Genomic DNA, 24,046 nt, shown 5'->3' on the forward strand with positions numbered 1-24,046 from the left:
CTCCACGCATTCCGGTGTCGTCCCGGCGAAGGCCGGGACCCATAACCACCGAAGGATCTTGTTGCGTAATGCTGGGGCCACAGCTCGTTCCAACAACTTGACCCTGTGGTTATGGGTCCCGGCCTTCGCCGGGACGACCCATGGGAGATGCCAAAATCCGTCTGTGACGGTGCCCTGGATCGTCCCGGACGAGGGCTATCCAGAACCCATTACCACCGCGATCTACTTTGCATGGGGTTGATCCACGCGTTTCGTGCCGCAACCATGTGCCGGGGCAATGGGTCCTGGCTTCCGCCAGGACGACGATGCGGGAAGAGCGACTTGCCCGTCGTGGCTTCGAGTGACGGCGGAGGCGATGTCTGAGGGCAGCCCTACTTGCTCGGCTCGATTTTTTCGACCTTGGCGGCGAGGTCGGGCACGCGTCTGACGCGGTAGGTCGCGTTGCTGCAGGTCAGCGTCCAGGCCTCGTCGTCGGGCTTGGAGAGCTTGTCGTCCCGTTCGGCCTTGAGCGGCTTGTCGCAGGCGTAGCCCTGCGAGCGCAACTGAATCGCCAGCAGGTCCGGCAAGGTCTCATCGGCCCGGGCGGTCGATCCGGTCAGGCCGCCGCCGACGAGAACCACGAATGCCAATCCCATCAAGCGCATCATGACTGTCCTCCGCATGGCTATCCTCTGCTTTATCCAGTGAGAATGATCTAGTGAGAGTGATCCGGCAGCACGAGCCCGAACGTCCGGGTCAAATCCTTGACCTGCTCGGGCGACAGATGTCGCGGGTTGAGCCCGCGCAGCAGCAGATAGAGTCTGGCGGTCTCCTCCAGCTCCTCGGTGGCGAACACCGCCGCTTCCAGCGTGTCGCCGCAGACCACCGGTCCGTGATTGGCGAGCAGCACGGATGAATACTTGCCGGCCAGCCCCTTGATCGCGTCTGCGACCGCCGGATCGCCGGGCCGATAATAGGGCACCAGCGCGGTAGGCGCGCATTTCATCACGTAATAGGCCGTCAGCGGCGGCAGCGCGGCGCGCGGATCGATCTCGGGCAGCATCGAGAGTGCGACCGAATGGGTCGAGTGCAGGTGCACGACGGCGCGGGCGGCGCTGCGCGTCTGGTACAGCGCGGTGTGCAGCGGCACTTCCTTGGTCGGGGCATCGCCGGAGACGAGCCGGCCGGTGGCGTCGAGCCGCGACATCCTGGCGGGATCGAGGAAGCCGAGCGAGGCGTTGGTCGGTGTCACCAGCCAGCCGCCATCGTCGAGCCGGACGCTGATATTGCCTGAGGAGCCCGGCGTCAGCCCGCGCTCGAACAGCGAGCGGCCGAAGCGGCAGATGTCCTCACGAAGCTTTGTTTCGCTCATGCCGTTTCGCTTTGGCGCTATCCGTTTCCCGAGTTGTCTCATGCTTTGGCAGCGCGGCCAAGCCGTGATAGGCAAGCAATCAAAGTCGCTAAAAATCGAGGGATCGCCGGATGTCCAGTTCCGCAACACCACGCGTCGCCGTCATCGGGCTCGGCTCGATGGGATACGGCATGGCGACCTCGCTGAAGCGCGCCGGCTTTGCGGTCACCGGCTGCGATGTGTCGGCCGAGTCCGTCGCGCGCTTCGTCGGTGACGGCGGCAAGGGCGCCAAATCGCCGGCCGAAGCGGCCAAGGATGCCGACATCGTCGTCAGCGTTGTCGTCAATGCCGCGCAGACCGAGACTATTTTGTTCGGCAAGGATGGCGCAGCGGAAACGCTGGCCAAGGACGCCGTCTTCATCTCCTCTGCGACCATGGACCCCGAGATCGCGCGGCGCCTCGCCAAGCAGCTCGAGGCGACCGGCCGGCATTATCTCGACGCCCCGATCTCCGGCGGCGCGCAGCGCGCGGCGCAGGGCGAGCTCACTATCCTCGCCTCGGGCAGTCCGGCGGCGTTCGCGAAGGCGCGGCCGGCGCTGGATGCGATGGCCGCAAAGCTCTACGAGCTCGGCGATGCCGCGGGGCAGGGCGCTGCGTTCAAGATGATCAACCAGCTGCTCGCCGGCGTGCACATCGCCGCGGCCTCGGAGGCGATCGCCTTCGCCGCCAAGCAGGGTCTCGATATCCGCAAGGTCTATGAGGTGATCACGGCCTCCGCCGGCAATTCCTGGATGTTCGAGAACCGCATGCCGCACGTTCTCGACGGCGACTATGCGCCGCGCAGCGCGGTCGAGATTTTCGTCAAGGACCTCGGCATCATCCAGGACATGGCGCGCAACGCCCGCTTCCCGGTGCCGGTCTCGGCCGCCGCGCTGCAGATGTTCCTGATGACGTCAGCCGCCGGAATGGGCCGCGACGACGACGCGTCGGTGGCGCGGATGTATGCGCAGGTCACCGGCACCAAGCTTCCCGGCGAGAAATAAGAGGACTTTTGCAATGCCCCGCTTTGCCGCCAACCTCACCATGATGTTCAACGAGGTCCCGTTCCTCGACCGCTTCGATGCGGCGGCGAAGGCGGGCTTCACCGCGGTGGAATTCCTGTTTCCTTACGATCATCCGGCCGAGGAGGTCGGCAAGCGGCTGAGGGCCGCCGGGCTGACGCAGGCGCTGTTCAACCTGCCGCCGGGCGACTGGAACGCCGGCGAGAAGGGCTTTGCCGCGCTGCCGGACCGCTTCGCCGACCTGCAAGCGAGCCTGAAGACCGCGCTGCCTTATGCGCAGGCGACCGGCGTCAAGCGGGTGCATCTGATGGCCGGCATCGCCGACCGCAGCGATGCCAGGGCCGTCGCGGCGTTTCGCAAATCGGTCGCCCATGCCGCCGAGTTCTTCGCCCCGCATGGGCTCGACGTCGTGATCGAGCCGATCAACCCGCGCAACGTGCCCGGCTACTTCCTCAACGACTTCATCTTCGCGCGCGACCTGATCAACGAGCTGAAGATGGCGAACCTGAAGCTGCAGTTCGACATCTATCACTGCCAGATCATCCACGGCGACGTCACCATGCGGCTGCGCGAGATGATGCCGATCATCGGCCACGTCCAGATCGCCTCGATCCCCTCGCGCAACGAGCCCGACGGCGAGGAGCTGAACTATCCGTTCCTGTTCGCCGAGCTCGACCGGCTCGGCTATGGCGGCTTCGTCGGCTGCGAATACAATCCGCGCGGTAAGACCACCGACGGTCTCGACTGGTTCAAGCCCTATGCCGGAGTGAAGCCGTGAGTTCAGCCGCGAAACTGTCCCTCGGCTGCGTTGCCGACGACTATACCGGCGCCTCGGACCTCGCCAACACGCTGACCCGCGCCGGCCTGCGCACCGTGCAGACCATCGGCGTGCCGGCCGACGATCTGGCGCTGCCCGAGGTCGATGCTGTTGTGGTCTCACTGAAGAGCCGCTCGATCGAGGCCGGGCTTGCCGTGACGCGCTCGCGCGACGCTGAGAAATGGCTGCGCGGCCGCGGTGCCAAACATATCCTGTTCAAGATCTGCTCGACCTTCGATTCCACCGACGCCGGCAATATCGGCCCCGTCATGGATGCGCTGCGCGCCGATTCCGGCGATGCCATCGTGCTGGTGACCCCGGCCTTCCCGGAGACCGGCCGCACCATCTACCAGGGCAATCTGTTCGTCGGCGCGGTGCCGCTGAACGAGAGCCCGCTGAAGGACCACCCGCTCAACCCGATGCACGATTCCAATCTGGTCCGGGTGCTGGCGCGCCAGAGCAAGACCACGGTCGGGCTGGTCGATCTCGCAACGCTGACCCGCGGCGCGGACGCAGTCCGGGCCAAGCTGAAGGATCTCGCCGCCAAGGGCATTGGCGCCGCCGTCATCGACGCGGTGTTCGACCGCGACCTCGAGACCATCGGCCAGGTCGCGCTCGACCACCGCGTCTCGGTCGGCGCCTCAGGCATCGGGCTTGGCCTCGCGCGGGCGCTGGTCGCCGCGGGCAGCGCCAAGCCGGATGCCGTCAGCGCAATATCCGGGGCCGCAGTCGGCGGCCCGGCCGCATGCCTCGCCGGAAGCTGCTCGCAGGCGACCCTGCAGCAGATCGCCAACGCCGAAAAGGTCATGCCGGTGCTGCACCTCGATCCCGAGCGGGTGATCGCCGGTAGGGACGAGGCGCAGCGCGCGCTCGCCTGGGCGAAAGACAGGATCGGCGACGGTCCGATCCTGATCGCGAGCAGCTCGACACCGGACGAGGTGGCAGCCCTGCAATCCCGGCATGGCCGTGATGCAGCCGGACATGCCATCGAGCAGGCGATGGCCGATATCGCGGAAGGTCTGGTCAAATCCGGCGTGCGCCGGCTGGTGGTCGCCGGTGGCGAAACCTCAGGCGCCGTGGTCGATCGGCTCGGCATCCCCGGCTTCCTCGTCGGTGCGGAAATCGCTGCAGGCGTGCCGGTTTTGCGCGCCGTCGGCGCCAAAGACGGCGAGATGCTGCTGGCCCTGAAATCGGGCAATTTCGGCGGTCCGGAGTTTTTCTCCGACGCGCTCGCGTTGATGCGCTGACGCGTTCGTCGCGCAGCGCGTCGCGTTGACGACGCGCGTCTCCGTAGTTGAACGGGGAAACAAATTAACCGTACCGAAGGAGGCGAGCTGGCTTTGATGCTTGCGGCGTCCCGCAGCGCCGGCGTTTCCGTACTACCGGACCTCGCGAGCCCGGCACCAAGAGATTTCCCGATGTTTGCCAAGTTCTCGATCCGCGCCAAGCTGATTGCCGCGGTAGCGTTTCTGCTGGTCGCGATGGCAGGTGTGGGCCTGCTGGCCGTCACCAACATGCGGTCGATCAACGCCAACACCGTCGAGATCACGACGAGCTGGCTGCCGAGCGTGCGGGCGCTTGGCGATCTGCGCGCCGGCGTCATCACCTACCGCAACGTGATCCGCGAGCACATGCTGGCCGAGACGCTGGAGGACAAGCAGGCACAGGAAAAGACCCTTGCGATGGTGGTGGAGGCCAACACCAAGATCCGCGCGGCCTATGAGCCGATGATCTCCTCGCCGGAGGAGCGCGCGCTCTACAATCAATGGGCCGATGCCTGGACCCGTTACAAGAAGGGCACCGAGCAGGTGATGGAACTGTCGCGCAAGGAAGCCGGCAAGATCCCGCACGAGGCCCATCAGCTGAACGCGAACACGGTGAACAAGATCGGGCTCGACGCCGACGAGATCCTGCGCAAGTCCATCGACCTCAACAATGCCGGCGCCGACAGGGCCGCGCGGGACGCGGCGAACAGCTACGCGTCGGCCCTGATGCTGCTCGCCGTGATCATCGGCGCGGCCATCATCATCGGCGTCGGCGTCAGCGTCTACACGGTCCGCGACATTTCGGCCGGCATCGCCTCGATCGTCACGCCGATGCAGGCGCTGGGTCGCGGCGATCTCACCGCCGTCGTGCCGCACCAGGGCGAGAAGACCGAGATCGGCGCGATGGCCGACACGCTGCAGGTGTTCAAGGAAGCCCTGATCGCCAAGAAGGCCGCCGATGAGGCCGCCGCCGCCGATGCCGAAGCCAAGATCGAGCGCGGCCGACGGGTCGACGCGATCACCCGCAATTTCGAGCAGATGATCGGCGAGATCGTGCAGACCGTATCGTCGGCTTCGACCCAGCTCGAAGCTTCCGCCAGCACGCTGTCGTCGACCGCGCGGCGCGCGCAGGAGCTGACCACCTCGGTCTCGGCCGCTTCCGAGGAGGCCTCCACCAACGTCCAGTCGGTGGCCTCGGCGACCGAGGAGCTGTCGTCGTCGGTGACCGAGATCAGCCGGCAGGTGCAGGAATCGGCGCGGATGGCGGGCGATGCCGTCGGCCAGGCCCGTACCACCAATGACCGCGTCAGCGAGCTGTCGAAGGCCGCCGCCCGCATCGGCGACGTCGTCGAGCTGATCAACACCATCGCCGGGCAGACTAACCTGCTGGCGCTCAACGCCACCATCGAGGCGGCGCGCGCCGGCGAGGCCGGCCGCGGCTTTGCCGTGGTCGCCTCGGAAGTGAAGGCGCTGGCCGAGCAGACCGCGAAGGCCACCGGGGAGATCGGCCAGCAGATCGCCGGCATCCAGGCCGCGACACAGGAATCGGTCGGCGCGATCAAGGAGATTTCCTCGACCATCGAGCGGCTCTCGGAGATCTCCTCGACCATCGCCGCGGCGGTCGAAGAGCAGGGCGCGGCGACGCAGGAGATTTCCCGCAACGTGCAGCAGGCCGCGCAGGGCACCCAGCAGGTCTCGGCCAACATCGTCGACGTGCAGCACGGCGCGACCGAGACCGGCTCGGCCTCGAACCAGGTGCTGTCAGCGGCGCAATCGCTGTCGGGCGACAGCAACCGCCTCAAGCTCGAGGTCGGTAAATTCCTCGATGCGGTGCGGGCCGCCTGATCAGACGGTCCGGGCGGGCCGTTGCCCGGGCAACCGACCGCCATCCGCGCGGCAAGCTTGCAACGCCGCACCGCGTTTTCGCAGACCTGCGTTGCGCTGGCTCGATGCAGCCGACGGAATGTCCGGAATCCGCAAGGTTCTGACAGCATCGGGCGTCTCAGCTCCCGCGCCGGGGCGGCAAGGATCGGACGGATGCTTGCGCTCTCACTGAGGATGCCAAGGAAGTGAAGCGCATCACGGCCGCGCGGGTTGGCGTTTTGCCCTGCATCGGGTAAATCCACCCGGCGGAACAGCCTTTTGCTCGCCGATTCCGTTTGCCTGGGCAGGCTTATTTCGGGAACGCCTCTTTTATGATCGCACTGGTCCGTATCGCGCTGAGCCGGCCATATACTTTCGTCGTGCTCGCGCTGCTCCTCCTGATCATCGGACCCTTGGCGGCGTTGCGCACGCCAACCGACATCTTTCCCGATATCCGCATCCCCGTGATCGGCGTGGTCTGGCAGTACACGGGCTTGCCGCCTGACCAGATGAGCGGGCGCATCACGACGCCGTTCCAGCGCGCGCTGACCACGACCGTCAACGACATCGAGCACATCGTCGCCAATTCCTATAATGGCGTCGGCATCATCAAGATCTTCTTCCAGCCCGGCGTCGACATCCGCACCGCCAACGCGCAGGTCACCGCGATCTCGCAGACCCTGCTAAAGCAGATGCCGCCGGGCGCGACGCCGCCGCTGATCCTGAACTACAGCGCGTCCACCGTGCCGATCATCCAGGTGGCGCTGTCCGGCGACGGGCTGACCGAGCAGAACCTTGCCGATATCGGCATCAACCAGCTGCGCACGCCGCTGGTCACGGTGCCGGGCGCCGCGATTCCCTATCCGTTCGGCGGCAAGCAGCGCCAGGTCCAGATCGACCTCAACCCGACCTCGCTGCAGGCGCGCGGCCTGTCCGGGCAGGACGTCGCCAATGCGCTCGCCGCGCAGAACCTGATCACGCCGGTCGGCACCCAGAAGATCGGCAGTTTCGAATACACCATCAACCTCAACAACTCGCCGCTCCGGCTCGAGGAGCTCGGCGACCTGCCGATCAAGCAGGTCAACGGCGCGATGGTCTATGTGCGCGACGTCGCCAGCGTGCGCGACGGCAATCCGCCGCAGACCAACATCGTCCATGTCGACGGCAACCGTTCGGTGCTGATGATGGTGCTGAAGGCCGGCGCCACCTCGACGCTCGATATCATCTCCGGCATCAAGCAGAAGGTGATCGACGTCAAGGACCAGATGCCGGATGCGCTCAAGATCGGCTTCATCGGCGACCAGTCGGTGTTCGTCCGCGGCGCGATCACCGGCGTCGCCTTCGAGGGCGTGATCGCCGCGCTCTTGACCAGCGTGATGATCCTCTTGTTCCTCGGCAGCTGGCGCTCGACCGTCATCATCGCGGTCTCGATCCCGCTGTCGGTGCTCGGCGCCATCATCATGTTGTCGGCGATCGGCGAGACGCTGAACATCATGACGCTCGGCGGCCTTGCGCTCGCGGTCGGCATCCTGGTCGACGACGCCACGGTGACGATCGAGAACATCAATTACCACCTTGAGCAGGGCAAGCCGGTCGAGCAGTCGATCCTCGACGGCGCCAACCAGATCGTGACGCCGGCGTTCGTCTCGCTGCTCTGCATCTGCATCGTGTTCGTGCCGATGTTCTTCCTGACCGGCGTGGCGCGCTTCCTGTTCGTGCCGATGGCCGAAGCGGTGATGTTCGCGATGATCTGGTCGTTCATCCTGTCGCGCACCTTGGTGCCGACGATGGCGAACTATCTGCTGCAGCCGCATGTCCATCACGAGGGCGCGCCGCCGAAATCGCGCAACCCCTTCGTCTGGTTCCAGCGCGGCTTCGAGGCGCGGTTCGAGCGCATCCGCCGCGGCTACCAGGGCCTCTTGGCGATGGCGCTGGGCCACCGTGCGGTGTTCGTCAGCTGCTTCCTCGCGGTGGTCGCCGCCTCGTTCCTGCTGGTGCCGTTCCTCGGCCGCAACTTCTTCCCGTCGGTCGACGCCGGCAACATCCTGATCCATGTCCGCACCCAGGTCGGCACCCGCGTCGAGGAGACCGCCAACCAGCTCGCCGACGTCCAGAAGGCGATCCGCAAGCTGATCCCGGGCGAGATCGAGACCATGACCGACAACATCGGCATGCCGATCTCCGGTATCAACATGACCTACAACAACACTGGCGTGATCGGCCCGCAGGACGGCGACATCCAGATCCGCCTGAAGGAAGATCACAAGCCGACCGAAGAGCATGTGCGGACGCTGCGCGAGCAGCTGCCGCGGCTGTTCCCGGGCACCAGCTTCGCGTTCCTGCCGGCCGACATCGTCAGCCAGATCCTCAACTTCGGCGCACCGGCGCCGATCGACCTGCAGATCCGCGGCGCCAATCTCGAGGCCAACTTCGCCTATGCCAACAAGCTGCTGGCCAAGATCAAGCGCATCCCCGGCATCGCCGATGCGCGCATCCAGCAGTCGCCGAACAACCCGACCTTCAACATCGATGTCGACCGCACCCGCGCGCAATATGTCGGCCTGACCGAGCGCGACGTCACCAACTCGCTGGTCGTCAACCTCGCCGGCTCCTCGCAGGTCGCGCCGACCTACTACCTCAATCCCGACAACGGCGTGTCCTATTCGATCGTGATGCAGACGCCGCAGTACCAGATCGACTCCTTGAGCGCGCTGCAGACCCTGCCGATCACCGCGACCGGCAACACCCAGGCGCCGATCCTCGGCGGCATCGCCGACATCAAGCGCGCGACCTCGAGCGCGGTGGTGTCGCAATACGACATCCAGTCGCTGGTGCAGATCTACGCCACGACGCAGGGGCGCGACCTCGGCGGCGTTGCCACCGACGTGCGCAAGTTGATCGCCGATACCGCCAAGGAAGTGCCGAAGGGCTCGTCCGTGGTGCTGCTCGGCCAGGTGCAGACCATGAACTCGGCGTTCACCGGCCTGCTGTTCGGTCTGCTCGGCGCGGTGGTGCTGATCTACTTCCTGATCGTGGTGAACTTCCAGTCCTGGTCGGATCCGTTCGTGATCATCACCGCGCTGCCCGCGGCGCTCGCCGGCATCGTGTGGATGCTGTTCACGACCGAGACCACGCTGTCGGTGCCGGCGCTGACCGGCGCCATCATGTGCATGGGTGTCGCGACCGCCAACAGCGTGCTGGTGATCAGTTTCGCCCGCGAGCGCTACGAGGATCTCGGCGACCCCATCGCGGCGGCGCTGGAGGCCGGTTTCGTCCGCTTCCGCCCGGTGCTGATGACCGCGCTCGCCATGATCATCGGCATGGCGCCGATGGCGCTGGGGCTCGGCGAGGGCGGCGAGCAGAACGCGCCGCTCGGCCGGGCGGTGATCGGCGGCCTGATCTTCGCCACCTTCGCGACCCTGATGTTTGTCCCCGTGGTATTCAGTATGGTACACAAGAAGCAAGGCGCCAAAGCCGCCGCCTCATCGGAGATTCCGCATGCCGCCCACTGAGCAGCGCCCCCCGGTTTCGCGCCGGAAATTGGGCATCTTCGGCGTGGTGGCACTGGTTGGCGCCGGCCTGATCGTCGGCACCGGCATCCGCGCCCGCGAGGAGCAGGGCACCAAGCTGAAGGAGTGGACCGACGACCAGGCCATTCCGAGCGTCGCCGTGGCGCTGCCGAGCGCCAAGGCGCTCAGCCCGACCATCGACCTGCCGGGCCGCCTCGAAGCTTATTATCGCGCGCCGATCTTCGCCCGCGTCTCCGGCTACCTGAAGACCTGGGACGCCGACATCGGCGCCCGGGTCAAGGCCGGCCAGGTGATCGCAGAGATCGAAGCCCCCGACCTCGACCAGCAATTGCTGCAGGCGCGCGCCGACCTCGCCAGCGCCCAGGCCAGCGCCAAGCTGTCGGAAGCGACGCTGAACCGGCGCAAGACGCTGGTGGCCTCGAACTTCGTCTCCGCCCAGGAGATCGACGAGCGCACCGCCGACCTCTCCAACAAGAACGGCGCGGTGAAGGCCGGCCAGGCCAATGTGGAGCGGCTCGAGGCGCTCGCCGGCTACAAGAAGATCACGGCGCCGTTCGACGGCGTGGTGACCTCGCGCGACACCGACGTCGGCGCGCTGATCAATGCCGGTGGCGGCTCCGGCCCGGCGATGTTCACGATCTCGGACATCAAGAAGCTGCGCGTCTACGTCAACGTGCCGCAGAATTATGTGCCGGCGATCAAGATCGGCGCCAAGGCGACGCTGGTGCTGCCGGACTATCCCAACCGCAGCTTCCAGGCGACGGTCGAAGCCTCCTCGCAGGCGGTCGACGTCTCCTCCGGCACCACGCGGATGCAGCTCGGGCTCGACAACTCCTCGGGCGAACTGATGCCGGGCAGCTATGCCAGCGTGAAGCTGAACCTGCAGCGCGACTCGACGCCGCTGAGCATTCCCGCCAGCGCGCTGATCTTCAACAGCAACGGCCTGCGCGTCGCCACCGTGACACCGGACGACAAGGTGCTGTTCAAGACGGTGAAGATCAGCCGCGACCTCGGCAAGGATATCGAGATCGCCTCCGGCCTCTCGCCCGACGACCGCATCATCACCGCGCCGCCGGACGGCCTTTCCGACGGCGACCAGGTCCGCGTCACCGGCGCCGGCGCCAAGGGCAAGCCGACGACGGCCTCCGAAAAGCAGGACGTGAAGGGTTAGTCACCTCGGCACGGATCCGTAGGGTGGGCAAAGGTGAGCAACGCCGTGCCCACCATCCATGCCGTGCTCGCGATGGTGGGCACGCTTCGCTTTGCCACCCCTACGAACTTTGCCCGCGTCGGCTCCCGTAGCCCGGATGAAGCGAAGCGAAATCCGGGGCAGTCTCACCGCGGCCGATCCTGTTCCCGGATTGCGCTGCGCTCCATCCGGGCTACGGCACTACTCGTTGGATTTCGGTCCGCCGTGATAGGCGAATGGATCGTTCTCGGGCGGAGCCATCGGCTTCGCCGCGACGGAATCCCAAGCGCCGTCTTGCATATGCACCTGCGGACTCTTTCGCTCATGTGTGGTGATCGTTCTTGCATGGGCTGCTTCAGAGATCGTGCCAAATGCAAGTATGGATGCGGCTAGCGCCAGACCTTTCAGCATTGTCTTTACTCCGGTCGTCATAAGTCGCCCGGTATGGATCTGGTTCGCACCGTATAGGAAATCGAGAGCGAGTCGAGCTGCCGGATATAGGTCCGGCATAGGGATCGTCGGCTGTTGCTTTGCCTACCCTACGAACTCCCGTAGCCCGGATGGAGCGAAGCGAAATCCGGGGCCGTCTCTCCGCGGCCGACACTGTCCCCGGATTGCGCTGCGCTTCATCCGGATTACGCAGCGGAGGACGTTACCCCACCCGCCACTCCAGCATGCCGTCAGCGGCGGTGACGATGTTGCCCGTCGTTCCCACCGGCGTGCGGTCCAAATTCTGCAGATAGGCCAGCGTCGCGGTGTCGCTCGCCGGGATGCGGCCGAGCGTGCGGCGGCCGTCCTCGGTGCGCAGCATGGTGACGCCGTGCTCGACCTCGCCATTGCCGCGGTAGATCACGGTGAAGGCTTCGACCTTGCCCTTGCCGGTCGCCTCGGTGGTGAAGTCGGGCACATCCCGCCGGTTGCGGTCGGCCTCCGCCTGCACGGAGGCTGCCTGCTTGAGCGCTGCCTTCGGCGCCGCGCGCGACAGCACGAGGCCGTGATGCTTGGTGACGAAGCCGCCCTGGCCGTAGAGCAGGCCGAGCGTGCCGCCGCTGCGCAGCTTGCGCACCATCGCGCAGGCCGCATGCGTCATGTAGGTGTTGAGCGGCGCGCCGAAGAAGGTGAGGCCGCCGGTCACCGTCGGCTGCACGTCGCTGCCGAGGCCGAGCGTACGGCGTGCCATCTTCGGCACGCAGGGGAAGCAGCTGTAGAGCTCGATCGCGTCGAACTTCCGGCCGTCGCCTTCGACGAGGTCCATCACCGTCTTCAGCACCGCGGTCTGCGCGTGGCTCTCGACGAACTGATCGCGGATCAGATAGTCGCGTGGCTCTTCCGCCGAGGCGCCGCCAAGCGGATAGATCAGCTTCTCGTCCGGCACGCCGGCCGCGCGCGCCTTCGCGAGGCTCGTGAGGATCAGCGCGCCGCCCATGTTCACGGTCGGGTTCGCCACCATCAGTTTGGTGTACGGCCAGGCGATCATCCGGTTGTCAGGCGTCGCCGTCGTGATTTCCTCGCCGGTGAAGCGCTTCTTCAGCCATGAGTTCGGATTGTCGGCGGCAACCCGCGCATAGGTCGACCACAACTCGCCGGACTCCTTCAGCGCCTCGCGCGGCGTCTGGCCCCAATGCGCCGAGGTTGCGGATTCATAGAGCGGATAGACCGTGATCGGCCTGAATACGCCGAGCGTCACGGCCATCGGCTTCTGGAACGCGGCGCCGCGCTTCGGCTCCTCGACATCGTGCGCGAACGGCGTCCACGGCAATTCGATGCCGCCGCGCTGCGCCTTGGTCGCGGTCGATTGCGCCTCCGCGCCGCACACCGCTGCGACGTTGCATTCGCCGCGCGCGATGCGCTGCGCGGCTTCATGCAGATAGCGGATCGGGCTCTCGCCGCCGACCGGCCCGTAATAGAGATGCGTAGGGCTGATGCCGAGCCGCTGCGCCAGCTGCTTCTCCGGATCGCGGTAGCGCCAGCTCAGGAAGTTGACGATGTCGAGCGACTGGATTTCGCCGAGCAGCCTTGCGCCGCTATCGGCCTCCGCGCGCTTGAGTGCCTCTTCCAGCAGGGTGAGCGGTTCGAGGCCGGCGGCGATGTCCTTCGGGCGATCGACGATCTCGCCGACGCCGACAATGACGGGAATGCGGTCTTCGGGGATGCTGTTCGACATTTTTTCTTCTTGCTTCGCTTGAGCTTCGTAGGGTGGGCAAAGGAGCGTTAGCGACGTGCCCACCATTCACGGCGTGCTCTTGATGGTGGGCACGCTTCGCTTTGCCCACCATACACGAGCGGTGGGTCCGTCACTCCGCCACCAGCGCATTCATGTGATCGACGGCTTCGGCAAAATCCTCCTTGAACTCCTGCACCACGGCGCCGGCGGATTTCACGCTGTCGATCAGGCCGACGCCCTGGCCGACGAAGTAACTCACGAGATCGCGCGCCTTCGGATTGCCGGCGGCGGCGGCGCGGTCGATCGAGTTGAAGGCATCGCGGCTGATGATGCTCTGCAACGGCATCGGCAGCGCGCCGGGGCTGTCCGGACCGCGATCCCACGCGTCGGTCCAGACCGAGCGGAGCTGCCGCGCCGGCTTGCCGGTGCGGCCCTTCGAGCGCACCGCGTCGCGCGAGGACGCCGCGATCATCTTCTCGCGGAAGATCTCCGAGGTCTCCGATTCCACGGTGGCGAGCCACACCGAGCCGGTCCAGGCGCCGGCCGCACCCATCGCCATGCAGGCCGCCATTTGCTTGCCGGTCATGATGCCGCCGGCCGCCAGCACCGGCACGTCGCGGATATTCTTGATCGCCTTGATCACCTCCGGCACCAGCACCATGGTCGAGACCTCGCCGCAATGGCCGCCGGCCTCGGTGCCCTGCACGACGAGAATATCGACCCCGGCCGCGACCTGGCGCAACGCATGCTCCTTGGCGCCGACCAGCGCCGCCACCGGCACGCCATGCGCGCGGCCGCGCTCGATCATCGCCTTCGGCGGCACGCCGAGCGCGTTGGCGATCAGCTTGATCGGGTGACGGAAGGAAACGTCGAGCAGCTGCAGCGCGGTTTCGCCGTCGAACGGCTGCGGCTGATTGTCGGCGACGCTGGTGGTCGCGAGCTCGATGTCATGCTTCTTCAGCAGATTGCGGGTGAAGTCGCGATGCTCCTGCGAGACCCGCGCCTCCAGGCTCTTCCAGGTGACGTTCTTCTCGCCGGCGGTCGAGATGTTTTCCGGGATCAGCACGTCGACGCCATAGGGCTTGCCGTCGACATGGGCGTCGATCCATTTCAACTCCTGCTCCAGCGTCTCCGGCGTGTGCGCGGTGGCGCCGAGCACGCCGAAGCCGCCCGCGCGGCTGACAGCGGCGACCACATCGCGGCAATGGCTGAAGGCGAGCAGGGGGAATTCGATTCCCAGCATGTCGCAGATCGGTGATTTCATGGATTCGTTTTCTCCCGGCGGCCGCGTCTTGTGCGTCTCGGCATCTGCCTGTTCGCGACGCTAGCCCATCAGATGCGGCCAAGCCAAGCGGGTTTCGGCCGCGCCGATCTTGCGTGCAGGCGCTGCCGCGTGGCGGCATTCCGCTCGGTAGAAAATAAGCCGCGATGTCATTCCGGGGCGCCCGACGGGCGAACGAGTTCGATGCTTCGCATAGCCCCGGAATGACGATGGGCCGGTCGCCTGCACCCTTGCCAACGATTATTTGAACGCTAGCTAACCCTCACGCATTTCCGCACCGGAGCCAATTGCATGACCGATGACCCCGTCTACGAGCCGCCGAAAGTCTGGACCTGGAACAAGGAGAGTGGCGGGCGCTTCGCCAGCATCAACCGGCCGGTCGCCGGCGCCACCCATGACAAGGAACTGCCGGTCGGCCGCCATCCGATGCAGCTCTACTCCCTGGCGACGCCGAACGGTGTCAAGGTCACCGTGATGCTGGAAGAGCTGCTGGCGGCGGGCCACAAGGGGGCGGAATACGACGCCTGGCTGATCAAGATCGACGGCAACCAGTTCGGCAGCGGCTTCGTCGCCGTCAATCCGAACTCGAAGATCCCGGCGCTGATGGACCGCAGCGGGCCGGAGCCGATCCGGGTGTTCGAGTCGGGCGCGATCCTGATGCATCTCGCCGAGAAATTCGGCGCCTTCCTGCCGACCGACGTCAAGACCCGTGCGGAAACCTTGTCCTGGCTGTTCTGGCAGATGGGCTCGGCGCCGTTCCTCGGCGGCGGCTTCGGCCACTTCTACGCCTACGCGCCGAGCAAGATCGAATACGCGATCGACCGCTACGCGATGGAGGTGAAGCGTCAGCTCGACGTGCTCGACCGCCGCCTCGCCGACAACGAATTTCTCGCCGGCAGCGTCTACACCATCGCCGACATGGCGGTGTGGCCGTGGTACGGCGGCCTCGCCAAGGGCCTGCTCTACGGCGCCGGCGAATTCCTCTCGGTGCAGGACTACAAGAACGTGCAGCGCTGGACCGACGCGATCGCGTCAAGGCCGGCCGTGAAGCGCGGCCGCATGGTCAACCGCACCTGGGGCGAGCCGTCGAGCCAGCTCCACGAACGGCACGAGGCCAGCGATTTCGACACCGGGACGCAAGACAAGATCGGCGAGGGCGGGGCGTCGTAACGCGCCGCAAGAGCGATAGGCCAAACGCAATCGGGGAGGTCAGCCGTGAGCTACTACGAGAAAGGCGCCGTGCGCATCCATTTCGAGGAGGCGGGCTCCGGCTTTCCGCTTCTCTTGATCGCCGGCGGCGGGTTGAACTCGACCATCGCGGGCCTCACCGGCAGCTACCCGCCCTTCAACGCGATCGAGGAGTTCAAGGGCGAGTATCGCTGCGTCGCGGCCGATCTGCGTAACGCCAACGCCGGGCAATCATCGGGGCCGCTCGAGATTGACCGGCCCTGGGATTCCCATACCGACGATCATCTCGGACTGATGGATCATCTCGGCATCGGCAAGTTCATGGTGCTGGGCTTCTGCATCGGTGGCCCCTTGATATGGAATTTGCTGAAGCGGGCGCCCGACCGCATCGTGGCGGCCGTGCTGGTGCAGCCCAGCGGATCGCGCCCCGAGATGCGCGATCTGTTCTACGACAACAACATGAAGGGTTGGATGCCCGAGCTCGTCAGGCGCCGGCCCGAGATCAGCGCCGCGCAGGCCGAACAATTCCTGACGCGGATGTATCGCACCGACCCCGACTTCGTGTTCACCGTCACGCGCGACTTCGTGCGTCAGTGCAAGACCCCATTGCTGGTCCTGCCCGACGATATTCCGGCGCATCCCTATGCGGTGGCGATGGAGACAGCGATGCTGGCGCCGAACGCCGAAGTGAGTATGTTTCCGTGGAAGGAGCCCAAGGAGCGGATTCCTCTGGCTGTACGCCAGATTCGTTCCTTCCTGCGCGCACATCGGCCGGGCGTGGCCTAGATCGCGGCATCGCCAAAATGGCGCGGGCCGATCGGCTCCATTCTCCGAGCGCTATCCGAGCAGATCGTCATACTCCGGGTGCTTCTTCATGAAGCCCTGGAGGAATTCGCATTTTACGACGAGCTTGATGCCGAGCGCTCGCACCGCATCCAGCGTGGCACGCGCCAGCTTCGAGCCGACGCCGCGGCCGCCGAGCTCCGGCGGCACCTCGGTGTGAACCAGCGTGATCGTGTCGGGCGTCTTGCGGTAGACTACGAAGGCGGTTGCGCCCTCGATATCGAGCTCGAACCGGCTCTGCGCTTCGTTGTTGCGGAAAGTTTCGCTCATCGTCTCGTCCTCGGCTATTTCGCCTGCGCGCCCTCGGCCGGCGGAAAAACCACGCGGTCGTCGGTGCGGCAATAGCGATCGGCGAACATGCGGCCGATCGGGTGATAGCGCTCCATGTGCACGCGCATCGTCTCGCGATCCCACAGTTCGTCGCGGATGTGAAAGTGGATGCCTTCGCCCATGATCAGCTGGCGGTCGCCGTTGACGTCGATCAGCTTCCAGGTCTTGCACTCCATCGCGAAGGGCGCGTCCGCGAGGCGCGGCACCGCGATCTTGCGCGACGGCGCGAGCTTCAGCCCGAGATAATCGGGCTCGCCGATCTCGGGCGGGAAATCGCCGCTCGAGTCATGCATCGCGCGCGCGAGCGGCTCGTCGGTGAGGTGGACCACGAACTCGGGCGTGGCGCGGATGTTGACCAGCGTGTCCTTCTCGCGGCCGTCAGGGCGCCGGTTGGCTGCGAACATGCAGAGCGGCGGATCCTCGCAGAACACGTTGAAGAACGAGAACGGCGCCGCATTGACCACGCCGTCGGCGCCGATGCTTGTCACCCAGGCGATCGGCCGCGGCAGCACGAAGGAGGTCAGCACCTTGTAGCGTTCGCGCTGGCTGAGGTCGCTGGGAGCGTATTCCATGGGGATCCTGATCGCCTGCCGTAGGGTGGGCAAAGCGTAGCGTGCCCACCATCACAAGCAAAGCGCTTGATGGTGGGCACGCGCACGCGCGCCTTTACCCACCCTACGAAGCGACGAACTGGCTTATCTTCGCCTCGCCCCGCTTGCGGGGAGAGGCCGGAACGCATCGAAGATGCGATCCGGGTGAGGGGGAGTCTCCGCAAATTCGATTCTCACCGTCCTCGCGGAAGCAGCCCCTCACCCCGACCCTCTTCCCGCGAAGAGCGGGGAGAGGGGGAGGAGAGATCTTACGGCATGCTCAGTTCGTGGCGGCCGACCACCATCCAGTGCACCTCGTCCGGACCGTCGGCGAAGCGGAGGTGGCGGACGTCCTGGTACATTTCGGCGAGCGGGGTCCAGTGCGAGATGCCGGTGGCGCCGTGCATCTGGATCGCCTGGTCGATCACCTTGCAGGCGCGCTCGGGCACCATCGCCTTGACCATCGAGACCCAGACGCGCGCTTCCTTGTTGCCGAGCACGTCCATCGCCTTGGCGGCCTTCAGCACCATCAGCCGCATCGCCTCGATCTCGCAACGCGCCTGCGCGATAATCTGGGTGTTGCCGCCGAGATGGGCGATCTTCTTGCCGAACGCTTCGCGGGTCAGGCCGCGCTGCACCATCATGTCGAGCGCCTTTTCGGCCTTGCCGATGGTGCGCATGCAGTGATGGATGCGGCCCGGGCCGAGGCGGACCTGCGAGATCTCGAAGCCGCGGCCTTCGCCGAGCAGCATGTTCTCCTTCGGCACCCGGCAATTGTTGAAGCGCAGATGCATGTGGCCGCGCGGCGCGTGGTCATGGCCGAACACGTGCATCGGCCCCAGGATCTCCACGCCGGGCGTGTCGATCGGCACCAGGATCTGCGACTGCTGCTTGCTCGGGGGCGCATCGGGATTGGTCTTCACCATCACGATCATGATCTTGCAGCGCGGATCGCCGGCGCCCGAGATGTAGTACTTCTCGCCGTTGATTACCCACTCGTCGCCAACCAGCTTTGCGGTGGTCGAGATGTTCTTGGCATCCGACGAAGCGACATTCGGCTCGGTCATCGCATAGGCCGAGCGGATCTCGCCGTTGAGCAGCGGCTTCAGCCACTTCTCCTTCTGCTCCTTGGTGCCGACGCGCTCCAGCACTTCCATGTTGCCGGTGTCGGGCGCCGAGCAGTTCATCGTCTCGGAGGCCAGCGGGCTCTTGCCGAGTTCGGCGGCGATATAGGCGTAGTCGAGGTTCTTCAGGCCTTCGCCGGTCTCGGCGTCGGGCAGGAAGAAGTTCCAAAGGCCGACCTCCTTGGCCTTGTCCTTGGCCTTCTGCAGGATCGCCAGCTGTTCGTCGGTGAAGCTCCAGCGGTTGGTCTTCTTCTCGCCGGCGCGATAGAACTCGATCGACATCGGCTCGACCGTGTCGCGGATGAACTGCTTCACATGATCGTAGAGCGGCCGCACGTTATCCGCCATGCGCAGGTCGTTGAGCTCGTCGCCCGGGCTGAGCGTGTAGTTGGTGGTGCGCGGCACGTAGGCGTGTTTCATTGTCGTTTCTCCCATCGGCGAAGGCCTTTGTTGCGGCGGACAATAGACGGGGCAGACGCCGAGCGCGAGCGCCGATTTCGCGACGCTGCGTACCGCATCGCGGAATTTCGCGGCGGCGTTTCAAACGTTGTTTGAACGCCGCCGCTGACCGCGTGGAAGAGAACGCGAGGGCGTCAGGCCAGCCGGTGCATCGCGCAGAGCTTGTTGCCGTCGAGGTCACGCAGATAGGCGAGATAGAGCTTGCCGGCCGAGCCTTCGCGGATGCCGGGCGGGTTCTCGCACGGCTTGCCGCCATTGGCGACGCCGGCCGCATGCCAGGCCTCGACCTGCTCCGGAGAGTCACAGGCAAAGCCGATCGTGCCGCCATTGGCGTGCGTCGCCGGTTCGCCGTTGATCGGGGCGCCCACCCCGAACACTCCGGTCTTGGTGATGTAGAACATGCGGTGACCGTCGACCCGCGCCGGCCGGACGTTGAGGGTGGCCAGCAGCGCGTCATAGAACGCCTTGGCCTTGTCGAGGTCGTTGGTGCCGATCATCACGTGCGAGAACATCGCAAATCCCCCTGTTTTGTTTTGAGTAGATGCAAACGGTAGCAGCAGTTCCCGCGCAACGGAAGCGAGGCGGTCCCTCTCGGAGTGGAGCAACGGCGGAAGGAGTGCAAGACTCGGACAAATCACCCCGCGAGAGCAGCAAAGCTGCGTCCCCACCCACCGCTGTCATCGCCCGGCTTGACCGGGCGATCCAGTACGCCGGGGCCTATCGTTCAACCACTGCTGTCTCTGGAATACTGGATCACGGTCCCTGCCTAGTGCGCAATTGCGCACTAGGCAGGGACGACAGCGGCAGGTGTGAGAGTGCAGCGCGCTAAAACGCCGTATACCCGCCGTCGATCACGAAGCAATCGGCCGTGTGATACGACGACGCCTTGCTCATGATGTAGACGGCGATGCCGCCGAAATCGCTTGGCTCGCCGAAGCGGCGGACCGGGATGCGGGGCATCACGTTGGCGACGAACTTGTCGTTGGCCATGATGCCGGCGGTCATGTCGCTCTTGATCCAGCCGGGCAGGATCGCATTGGCGGTGACGCCGTGGCGGGCGAGCTCGACGCCGAGTGCGCGGCACAGCGCGTTCAGCGCCGCCTTGGTGCCGGCATAATGCTCGTTGCGCGCGGTGCCGAACAGCGAGGCGAGGCTTGATGTCGCAACCAGCCGGCCGAACTTGTCGCCGCCCTCGGCGCGCTCGGTCATGTGGCGCGCCGCGACCTGGAAGACGTGGAAGACGCCGTCGAGATTAGTCGCGAACATTCGTCGCCACTCCTCCTCGGTGCGGTCGATGAAGGCGCGCCGTCCGCCGCCGCCGATGCCGGCATTGGCGAAGCAGCCGTCGACGCGGCCGAACCTGTCGAGCGTCGCCTTCATCGCGGTCTTGACCGAGCCGGGATCGCTGACGTCGCAGAATTGCGTGTCGACCTTGCCGGGACCGGCCGCCATCGAGGCCGCGGCGTTCGCGTTCTTCTCCGCGTTGCGGCCCCAGATCGAGACGTTGCAGCCGGCGGCGTTGAGCGCCTGCGCGATGCCGAGGCCGATGCCGCCATTGCCGCCGGTGATGACGGCGACGCGGCCGGTGAGATCGAAGATGCCACTCATTGGGGTTTCCATTTGCTGTGGCGCGCGCTAATCACGCGTCCGAGGGATGGGCCTGGGCCAACCATGGACAAGCCCGCTGCAAAAATCAAATATGGGTCGACACATCGAATTCGACCTACCGCGGTATCCGCCGCCGCAACGACAGAGAGGAAACCATGCAGTTCAAGCACGTCACGCTCGACTTCGACGGATCGGTTGCGATCCTCAAGCTCGACCATCAGGAGGTCATGAACGCGGTCTCGATGGACATGCTGGGCGGCCTCGCCGAGGCGCTCGATGCGATCGAGGACAAGCGCGACGAGGTGCGGTGCCTGGTCATCACCGGCGCCGGCCGCGCCTTCTGCACCGGCGCCAATCTGCAGGGCCGCAACGCGCAGGCGAAGCCGGGCCGCAGCAATGCGGGTGCCTCGCTCGAGATCGGCTTTCACCCCTTCCTGCGCCGTTTGCGTAAGCTGCACTGTCCGATCGTAACAGCGGTGAACGGCCCGGCGGCTGGCGCCGGGATGAGCTTCGCCCTCATGGGCGACATGATCCTGTGCGCGCGCTCGTCCTATTTCCTGCAGGCGTTCCGCCGCATCGGCCTGGTGCCGGATTGCGGCTCCACCTGGCTGCTGCCGCGGCTGATCGGCAAGGTGCGTTCGGTCGAGCTGTCGCTGCTCGGCGAAAAGCTGCCGGCCGAGAAGGCGCTGGAATGGGGCCTCGTCAACCGCGTCCACGACGACGGCGTGCTGATGGAGGAGGCGATGAAACTCGCGCATGACCTCGCCAGCGGCCCGACGGTCGCGCTGTCGCTGATCCGCAAGATGTATTGGGACAGCCCGGAAAACTCCTTCGAAGAGCAGCTCAACCTCGAATTCGAGTCGCAGCGCATCGCGGGGAGCACGGCCGATTTCAAGGAAGGCGTCACCGCGTTCCTCGAGAAGCGCCCGGCGCAGTTCAAGGGCAAATGATCGAAGCCGAGCTCGGGCGCTGCGTCGCCTCGTTTTATCCAGGCGCAAACAGCGTCACCGGCGCCGCAAAGCTCTCCGGTGGCGCCAGCCAGGAGACCTGGACGTTCGACATCGTGCATCCGGACGGCAATGTCGGTGCGATCCTGCGCCGCGCGCCGCCCGGCTATGGTGCCGCACCAGGCCGCGCCGCGGGCCTCGACGCCGAGGCCACCTTGATGCAGCTCGCGCACGATGCGGGGCTGCCGTCGCCGAAGGTGATGCACGTGCTGACGCCGGACGACGGCCTCGGCCGCGGCTTCATCATGGCGCGGATCGAGGGCGAAACCATCGCGCGCAAGATTTTGCGCGACGAGGAATTTGCTACCGCGCGGCCGCTGCTCGCCCGCCAACTCGGCCGCGTCATCGCCGGCATTCACGGCCTCCCGCGGGACAAGCTGCCGCAGCTACGCAGCATGACGGCGACCAAGGAGATCGAGGATCTCGCCCGCGAGTATCACAGCTTTGGCTGGCCGCGGCCGGTGTTCGAGCTGGCGCTGCGCTGGCTGCGCGATCACGATCCCGGGCCGTCGTCCGAGGTGACGCTGGTGCACGGCGATTTTCGCCACGGCAACCTCATCATCGGTCCCGACGGCGTGCGCGCGGTGCTCGACTGGGAGCTCGCGCATTTCGGCGATCCGATGGAGGATCTCGGCTGGATCTGCGTCAACTCCTGGCGCTTCGGCGAGATCGACAAGCCGGTCGGCGGCTTCGGCACCCGCGAAGACCTGTTCGCAGGATACGCGGAAGCGGGCCGCAAGGCCGATCCGGACCGCGTGATGTTCTGGGAGGTGATGGGCACCTTGCGCTGGGGCGTGATGTGCTGCGGCATGATGCAGCGTTTCCGCGCGGGCCCGGATCATTCGATGGAGCGCGCGATGATCGGCCGCCGCGCGTCGGAAACCGAGATCGATTTGTTGCGGCTGCTTGCTCCGCGAGGATGAGATGCAGGACGAACCGACCACCACCGAGCTGATCAAGGCCGTCGCCGATTTCCTGCGCAGCGAGATCGCGCCTGCGATCAAGGGCCACAACGCCTTCAAGCTCCGCGTCGGCATCAATGCGCTCGACCTGGTGACGCGGCAGCTCGCGCTCGCCGAGGCAGCCGACGCGACCGAGGCCGCGCGTCTCAAGCAATTGCTCGGCGCCGACGGCACGTTGATGGAGCTCAACCGGGCGCTGTCGGAGAAGATCGCAAGCGGAGAGGTGGATCTGAATACGCCCGGCCTGCCGGAGCATCTCTGGCAAACTACGCTCGACAAGCTGGCCGTCGATCAGCCGAACTACGCGTCCTACAAGAGGGAGCTCAAGTAGGATGGGTGGAGCGCAGCGATACCCATCGCGGCGCGGGCACAAGGTCGATGGGTATCGCTGCGCTCCACCCATCCTACTTCGTTATCGCGGAGGCATTGTCATTCCGGGTTCGCTTCGCGCCCCGGAATGACGGTGGACGTCCCTACCGCCCCAGCCATTTCGGCGGCCGCTTCTCCGAGAACGCCTTCGGCCCCTCGATGTAATCCTGCGAAGCGGCCATCGCCTTCACCGCGGGATATTCGCGCTGCTCGGTCATCGCCTGCTCGAGCGAGACCTCGAGGCCCTTCTGGATCGCCTGCTTGGAGGCGCGGATCGACATCGGCGAGTTCTTGGCGATGGTCTCGGCCCAGCGTTCGGCGGCGGCGAGCGCCTCGCCCTGCGGCACCACCTCGTTGACGAAGCCGAGCTCGAGGCCTTCCTTGGCGCTGACATGGCGGGCGGTGAGGATCATGCCCATCGCGCGCTTCAGCCCGATCTGTCGCGGCAGCCGCTGCAGGCCGCCTGCGAGCGCGGCGAGGCCGACGCGCGGCTCGGGCAGCGCGAAGGTGGCATTCTCGGAGGCGATGATCAGGTCGCAGGCCAGCGCGATCTCGAAGCCCCCGCCCATCGCGACGCCATTGACGGCGGCGATGATCGGCTTGTCGCAGTCGAAGCGCGTGGTGAGCCCGGCGAAGCCGCCTTTGCCCCAGCCGCGTTTGCCGCCGGCAGCCTGCCACTTCAGATCGTTACCGGCGCAGAACGCCTTGTCGCCGGCGCCGGTGACGATCGCGACCCACTGCTCGGGATCGGCGGCGAACTCGTCGAACACCTTGTCGAGCTCGAAATGCGCGTCGATATGCAGCGCGTTGTAAACCTCGGGCCGCGACAGCGTCACGATGGTGATGGGACCCTTGCGCGTCACCTTGGAGAATTTCAGATCCATGTTGGCTCCCGTCGATTTTCTGTGGCGAAGAATATGGCGCGCATCCTAGCGCCGGTGCGCCGCCCCGTGCCATCCAATTACGCAATGCGACCGCGCGCGCAAGCGTCATCCGCCTGCTTGACTTGGACCTCTGCATCTCACCTTAATCGATCCGAACGCGTGCGCGCGATAGCGCCTAAAC

Annotated in this window: 22 protein-coding genes; 11 read left to right on the plus strand and 11 right to left on the minus strand. The window is 65.9% G+C overall.

Annotation, left to right across the window (positions count from 1 at the left end; genetic code table 11):
- Window positions 1-371 precede the first annotated feature (371 nt).
- Complete coding sequence (locus JQ633_RS17530; protein WP_211986300.1) at window positions 372-647, minus strand: hypothetical protein; 276 nt, start codon at window positions 645-647, stop codon at window positions 372-374.
- A gap of 47 nt (window positions 648-694) precedes the next feature.
- Window positions 695-1,351 carry an aldolase gene (locus JQ633_RS17535; protein ID WP_211986301.1) on the minus strand — a complete coding sequence of 219 codons (657 nt, stop codon included), beginning with the start codon at window positions 1,349-1,351 and terminating at the stop codon, window positions 695-697.
- Between the two features lie 110 nt (window positions 1,352-1,461).
- On the opposite strand from JQ633_RS17535, the gene ltnD reads away from it, so the two are divergent.
- The 6 genes from ltnD to JQ633_RS17565 all read left to right on the plus strand — a co-directional run bounded on the left by ltnD (window position 1,462) and on the right by JQ633_RS17565 (window position 11,037).
- Window positions 1,462-2,373 (plus strand): L-threonate dehydrogenase, encoded by a 912-nt coding sequence (gene ltnD / locus JQ633_RS17540; protein WP_211986302.1) that lies wholly within the window; start codon window positions 1,462-1,464, stop codon window positions 2,371-2,373.
- Between the two features lie 13 nt (window positions 2,374-2,386).
- Window positions 2,387-3,169, plus strand: a complete 783-nt coding sequence (otnI, locus tag JQ633_RS17545) for a 2-oxo-tetronate isomerase (protein WP_211986303.1) — start codon at window positions 2,387-2,389, stop codon at window positions 3,167-3,169.
- A complete protein-coding gene (otnK, locus tag JQ633_RS17550; RefSeq protein ID WP_211986304.1) occupies window positions 3,166-4,455 on the plus strand; it encodes a 3-oxo-tetronate kinase in 1,290 nt (429 codons plus the stop codon). The genes otnI and otnK overlap by 4 nt, the downstream gene beginning before the upstream one ends.
- A 171-nt stretch (window positions 4,456-4,626) precedes the next feature.
- Window positions 4,627-6,318, plus strand: a complete 1,692-nt coding sequence (locus tag JQ633_RS17555) for a methyl-accepting chemotaxis protein (protein ID WP_211986305.1) — start codon at window positions 4,627-4,629, stop codon at window positions 6,316-6,318.
- A 350-nt stretch (window positions 6,319-6,668) separates the two neighbouring features.
- Window positions 6,669-9,848 carry an efflux RND transporter permease subunit gene (locus tag JQ633_RS17560; RefSeq protein WP_211986306.1) on the plus strand — a complete coding sequence of 1,060 codons (3,180 nt, stop codon included), beginning with the start codon at window positions 6,669-6,671 and terminating at the stop codon, window positions 9,846-9,848.
- Entirely contained in the window at window positions 9,835-11,037 is a 1,203-nt protein-coding gene (locus tag JQ633_RS17565; RefSeq protein ID WP_211986307.1) for an efflux RND transporter periplasmic adaptor subunit, read from the plus strand. The genes JQ633_RS17560 and JQ633_RS17565 overlap by 14 nt, the downstream gene beginning before the upstream one ends.
- A 219-nt stretch (window positions 11,038-11,256) precedes the next feature.
- Here JQ633_RS17565 and JQ633_RS17570 read toward each other — a convergent pair whose 3' ends face one another.
- From JQ633_RS17570 to JQ633_RS17580, 3 genes are all read right to left on the minus strand, one after another.
- Entirely contained in the window at window positions 11,257-11,466 is a 210-nt protein-coding gene (locus tag JQ633_RS17570) for a hypothetical protein (RefSeq protein WP_211986308.1), read from the minus strand.
- 241 nt (window positions 11,467-11,707) lie between these two features.
- On the minus strand, window positions 11,708-13,219 hold the full coding sequence (locus tag JQ633_RS17575; RefSeq protein WP_211986309.1) for an acetyl-CoA acetyltransferase: 1,512 nt from the start codon (window positions 13,217-13,219) through the stop codon (window positions 11,708-11,710).
- A 130-nt stretch (window positions 13,220-13,349) separates the two neighbouring features.
- Window positions 13,350-14,483 (minus strand): nitronate monooxygenase, encoded by a 1,134-nt coding sequence (locus tag JQ633_RS17580; RefSeq protein ID WP_211986310.1) that lies wholly within the window; start codon window positions 14,481-14,483, stop codon window positions 13,350-13,352.
- A 309-nt stretch (window positions 14,484-14,792) separates the two neighbouring features.
- On the opposite strand from JQ633_RS17580, the gene yghU reads away from it, so the two are divergent.
- On the plus strand, window positions 14,793-15,671 hold the full coding sequence (yghU, locus tag JQ633_RS17585; protein ID WP_211986311.1) for a glutathione-dependent disulfide-bond oxidoreductase: 879 nt from the start codon (window positions 14,793-14,795) through the stop codon (window positions 15,669-15,671).
- Between the two features lie 45 nt (window positions 15,672-15,716).
- Entirely contained in the window at window positions 15,717-16,475 is a 759-nt protein-coding gene (locus JQ633_RS17590; RefSeq protein ID WP_211986312.1) for an alpha/beta fold hydrolase, read from the plus strand.
- 51 nt (window positions 16,476-16,526) lie between these two features.
- On the opposite strand, the gene JQ633_RS17595 is transcribed toward JQ633_RS17590, so the two are convergent.
- The 5 genes from JQ633_RS17595 to JQ633_RS17615 all read right to left on the minus strand — a co-directional run bounded on the left by JQ633_RS17595 (window position 16,527) and on the right by JQ633_RS17615 (window position 20,643).
- Window positions 16,527-16,802 carry a GNAT family N-acetyltransferase gene (locus JQ633_RS17595; protein WP_211986313.1) on the minus strand — a complete coding sequence of 92 codons (276 nt, stop codon included), beginning with the start codon at window positions 16,800-16,802 and terminating at the stop codon, window positions 16,527-16,529.
- Window positions 16,803-16,816: 14 nt separating this feature from the next.
- A complete protein-coding gene (locus tag JQ633_RS17600; protein WP_211986314.1) occupies window positions 16,817-17,434 on the minus strand; it encodes a flavin reductase family protein in 618 nt (205 codons plus the stop codon).
- A 287-nt stretch (window positions 17,435-17,721) separates the two neighbouring features.
- Window positions 17,722-18,996 carry an acyl-CoA dehydrogenase family protein gene (locus JQ633_RS17605; protein ID WP_211986315.1) on the minus strand — a complete coding sequence of 425 codons (1,275 nt, stop codon included), beginning with the start codon at window positions 18,994-18,996 and terminating at the stop codon, window positions 17,722-17,724.
- A gap of 173 nt (window positions 18,997-19,169) precedes the next feature.
- A complete protein-coding gene (locus tag JQ633_RS17610) occupies window positions 19,170-19,547 on the minus strand; it encodes a VOC family protein (RefSeq protein WP_211986316.1) in 378 nt (125 codons plus the stop codon).
- A 313-nt stretch (window positions 19,548-19,860) separates the two neighbouring features.
- Window positions 19,861-20,643, minus strand: a complete 783-nt coding sequence (locus JQ633_RS17615) for an SDR family NAD(P)-dependent oxidoreductase (protein ID WP_211986317.1) — start codon at window positions 20,641-20,643, stop codon at window positions 19,861-19,863.
- Between the two features lie 155 nt (window positions 20,644-20,798).
- Between JQ633_RS17615 and JQ633_RS17620 the strand changes: the two genes are divergently transcribed.
- From JQ633_RS17620 to JQ633_RS17630, 3 genes are read left to right on the plus strand one after another with little or no spacing between them, the layout of a single operon-like run.
- Entirely contained in the window at window positions 20,799-21,593 is a 795-nt protein-coding gene (locus JQ633_RS17620; protein WP_211986318.1) for an enoyl-CoA hydratase/isomerase, read from the plus strand.
- Window positions 21,590-22,573: a phosphotransferase family protein gene (locus tag JQ633_RS17625; RefSeq protein ID WP_211986319.1), complete on the plus strand. Its 984-nt coding sequence runs from the start codon at window positions 21,590-21,592 to the stop codon at window positions 22,571-22,573. The genes JQ633_RS17620 and JQ633_RS17625 overlap by 4 nt, the downstream gene beginning before the upstream one ends.
- A 1-nt stretch (window position 22,574) precedes the next feature.
- Window positions 22,575-22,943, plus strand: a complete 369-nt coding sequence (locus JQ633_RS17630; protein ID WP_211986320.1) for a DUF6285 domain-containing protein — start codon at window positions 22,575-22,577, stop codon at window positions 22,941-22,943.
- A 142-nt stretch (window positions 22,944-23,085) separates the two neighbouring features.
- Here the strand turns inward: JQ633_RS17630 and JQ633_RS17635 are convergent, their stop codons facing one another.
- Window positions 23,086-23,865: an enoyl-CoA hydratase-related protein gene (locus JQ633_RS17635; protein ID WP_211986321.1), complete on the minus strand. Its 780-nt coding sequence runs from the start codon at window positions 23,863-23,865 to the stop codon at window positions 23,086-23,088.
- Window positions 23,866-24,046 lie beyond the last annotated feature (181 nt).

It is taken from the genome of Bradyrhizobium tropiciagri, from assembly GCF_018130505.1.
GTDB lineage: Bacteria > Pseudomonadota > Alphaproteobacteria > Rhizobiales > Xanthobacteraceae > Bradyrhizobium > Bradyrhizobium tropiciagri_B.

What these genes read in the sequence shown, in the direction of transcription:
- JQ633_RS17530 (WP_211986300.1), bottom strand. Translation starts at nt 647, where the DNA reads ATGATGCGCTTGATGGGATTGGCATTCGTGGTTCTCGTCGGCGGCGGC.
- JQ633_RS17535 (WP_211986301.1), bottom strand. Translation starts at nt 1,351, where the DNA reads ATGAGCGAAACAAAGCTTCGTGAGGACATCTGCCGCTTCGGCCGCTCG.
- ltnD (WP_211986302.1), top strand. Translation starts at nt 1,462, where the DNA reads ATGTCCAGTTCCGCAACACCACGCGTCGCCGTCATCGGGCTCGGCTCG.
- otnI (WP_211986303.1), top strand. Translation starts at nt 2,387, where the DNA reads ATGCCCCGCTTTGCCGCCAACCTCACCATGATGTTCAACGAGGTCCCG.
- JQ633_RS17555 (WP_211986305.1), top strand. Translation starts at nt 4,627, where the DNA reads ATGTTTGCCAAGTTCTCGATCCGCGCCAAGCTGATTGCCGCGGTAGCG.
- JQ633_RS17560 (WP_211986306.1), top strand. Translation starts at nt 6,669, where the DNA reads ATGATCGCACTGGTCCGTATCGCGCTGAGCCGGCCATATACTTTCGTC.
- JQ633_RS17565 (WP_211986307.1), top strand. Translation starts at nt 9,835, where the DNA reads ATGCCGCCCACTGAGCAGCGCCCCCCGGTTTCGCGCCGGAAATTGGGC.
- JQ633_RS17570 (WP_211986308.1), bottom strand. Translation starts at nt 11,466, where the DNA reads ATGCTGAAAGGTCTGGCGCTAGCCGCATCCATACTTGCATTTGGCACG.
- JQ633_RS17575 (WP_211986309.1), bottom strand. Translation starts at nt 13,219, where the DNA reads ATGTCGAACAGCATCCCCGAAGACCGCATTCCCGTCATTGTCGGCGTC.
- JQ633_RS17580 (WP_211986310.1), bottom strand. Translation starts at nt 14,483, where the DNA reads ATGAAATCACCGATCTGCGACATGCTGGGAATCGAATTCCCCCTGCTC.
- yghU (WP_211986311.1), top strand. Translation starts at nt 14,793, where the DNA reads ATGACCGATGACCCCGTCTACGAGCCGCCGAAAGTCTGGACCTGGAAC.
- JQ633_RS17595 (WP_211986313.1), bottom strand. Translation starts at nt 16,802, where the DNA reads ATGAGCGAAACTTTCCGCAACAACGAAGCGCAGAGCCGGTTCGAGCTC.
- JQ633_RS17600 (WP_211986314.1), bottom strand. Translation starts at nt 17,434, where the DNA reads ATGGAATACGCTCCCAGCGACCTCAGCCAGCGCGAACGCTACAAGGTG.
- JQ633_RS17605 (WP_211986315.1), bottom strand. Translation starts at nt 18,996, where the DNA reads ATGAAACACGCCTACGTGCCGCGCACCACCAACTACACGCTCAGCCCG.
- JQ633_RS17610 (WP_211986316.1), bottom strand. Translation starts at nt 19,547, where the DNA reads ATGTTCTCGCACGTGATGATCGGCACCAACGACCTCGACAAGGCCAAG.
- JQ633_RS17615 (WP_211986317.1), bottom strand. Translation starts at nt 20,643, where the DNA reads ATGAGTGGCATCTTCGATCTCACCGGCCGCGTCGCCGTCATCACCGGC.
- JQ633_RS17620 (WP_211986318.1), top strand. Translation starts at nt 20,799, where the DNA reads ATGCAGTTCAAGCACGTCACGCTCGACTTCGACGGATCGGTTGCGATC.
- JQ633_RS17625 (WP_211986319.1), top strand. Translation starts at nt 21,590, where the DNA reads ATGATCGAAGCCGAGCTCGGGCGCTGCGTCGCCTCGTTTTATCCAGGC.
- JQ633_RS17630 (WP_211986320.1), top strand. Translation starts at nt 22,575, where the DNA reads ATGCAGGACGAACCGACCACCACCGAGCTGATCAAGGCCGTCGCCGAT.
- JQ633_RS17635 (WP_211986321.1), bottom strand. Translation starts at nt 23,865, where the DNA reads ATGGATCTGAAATTCTCCAAGGTGACGCGCAAGGGTCCCATCACCATC.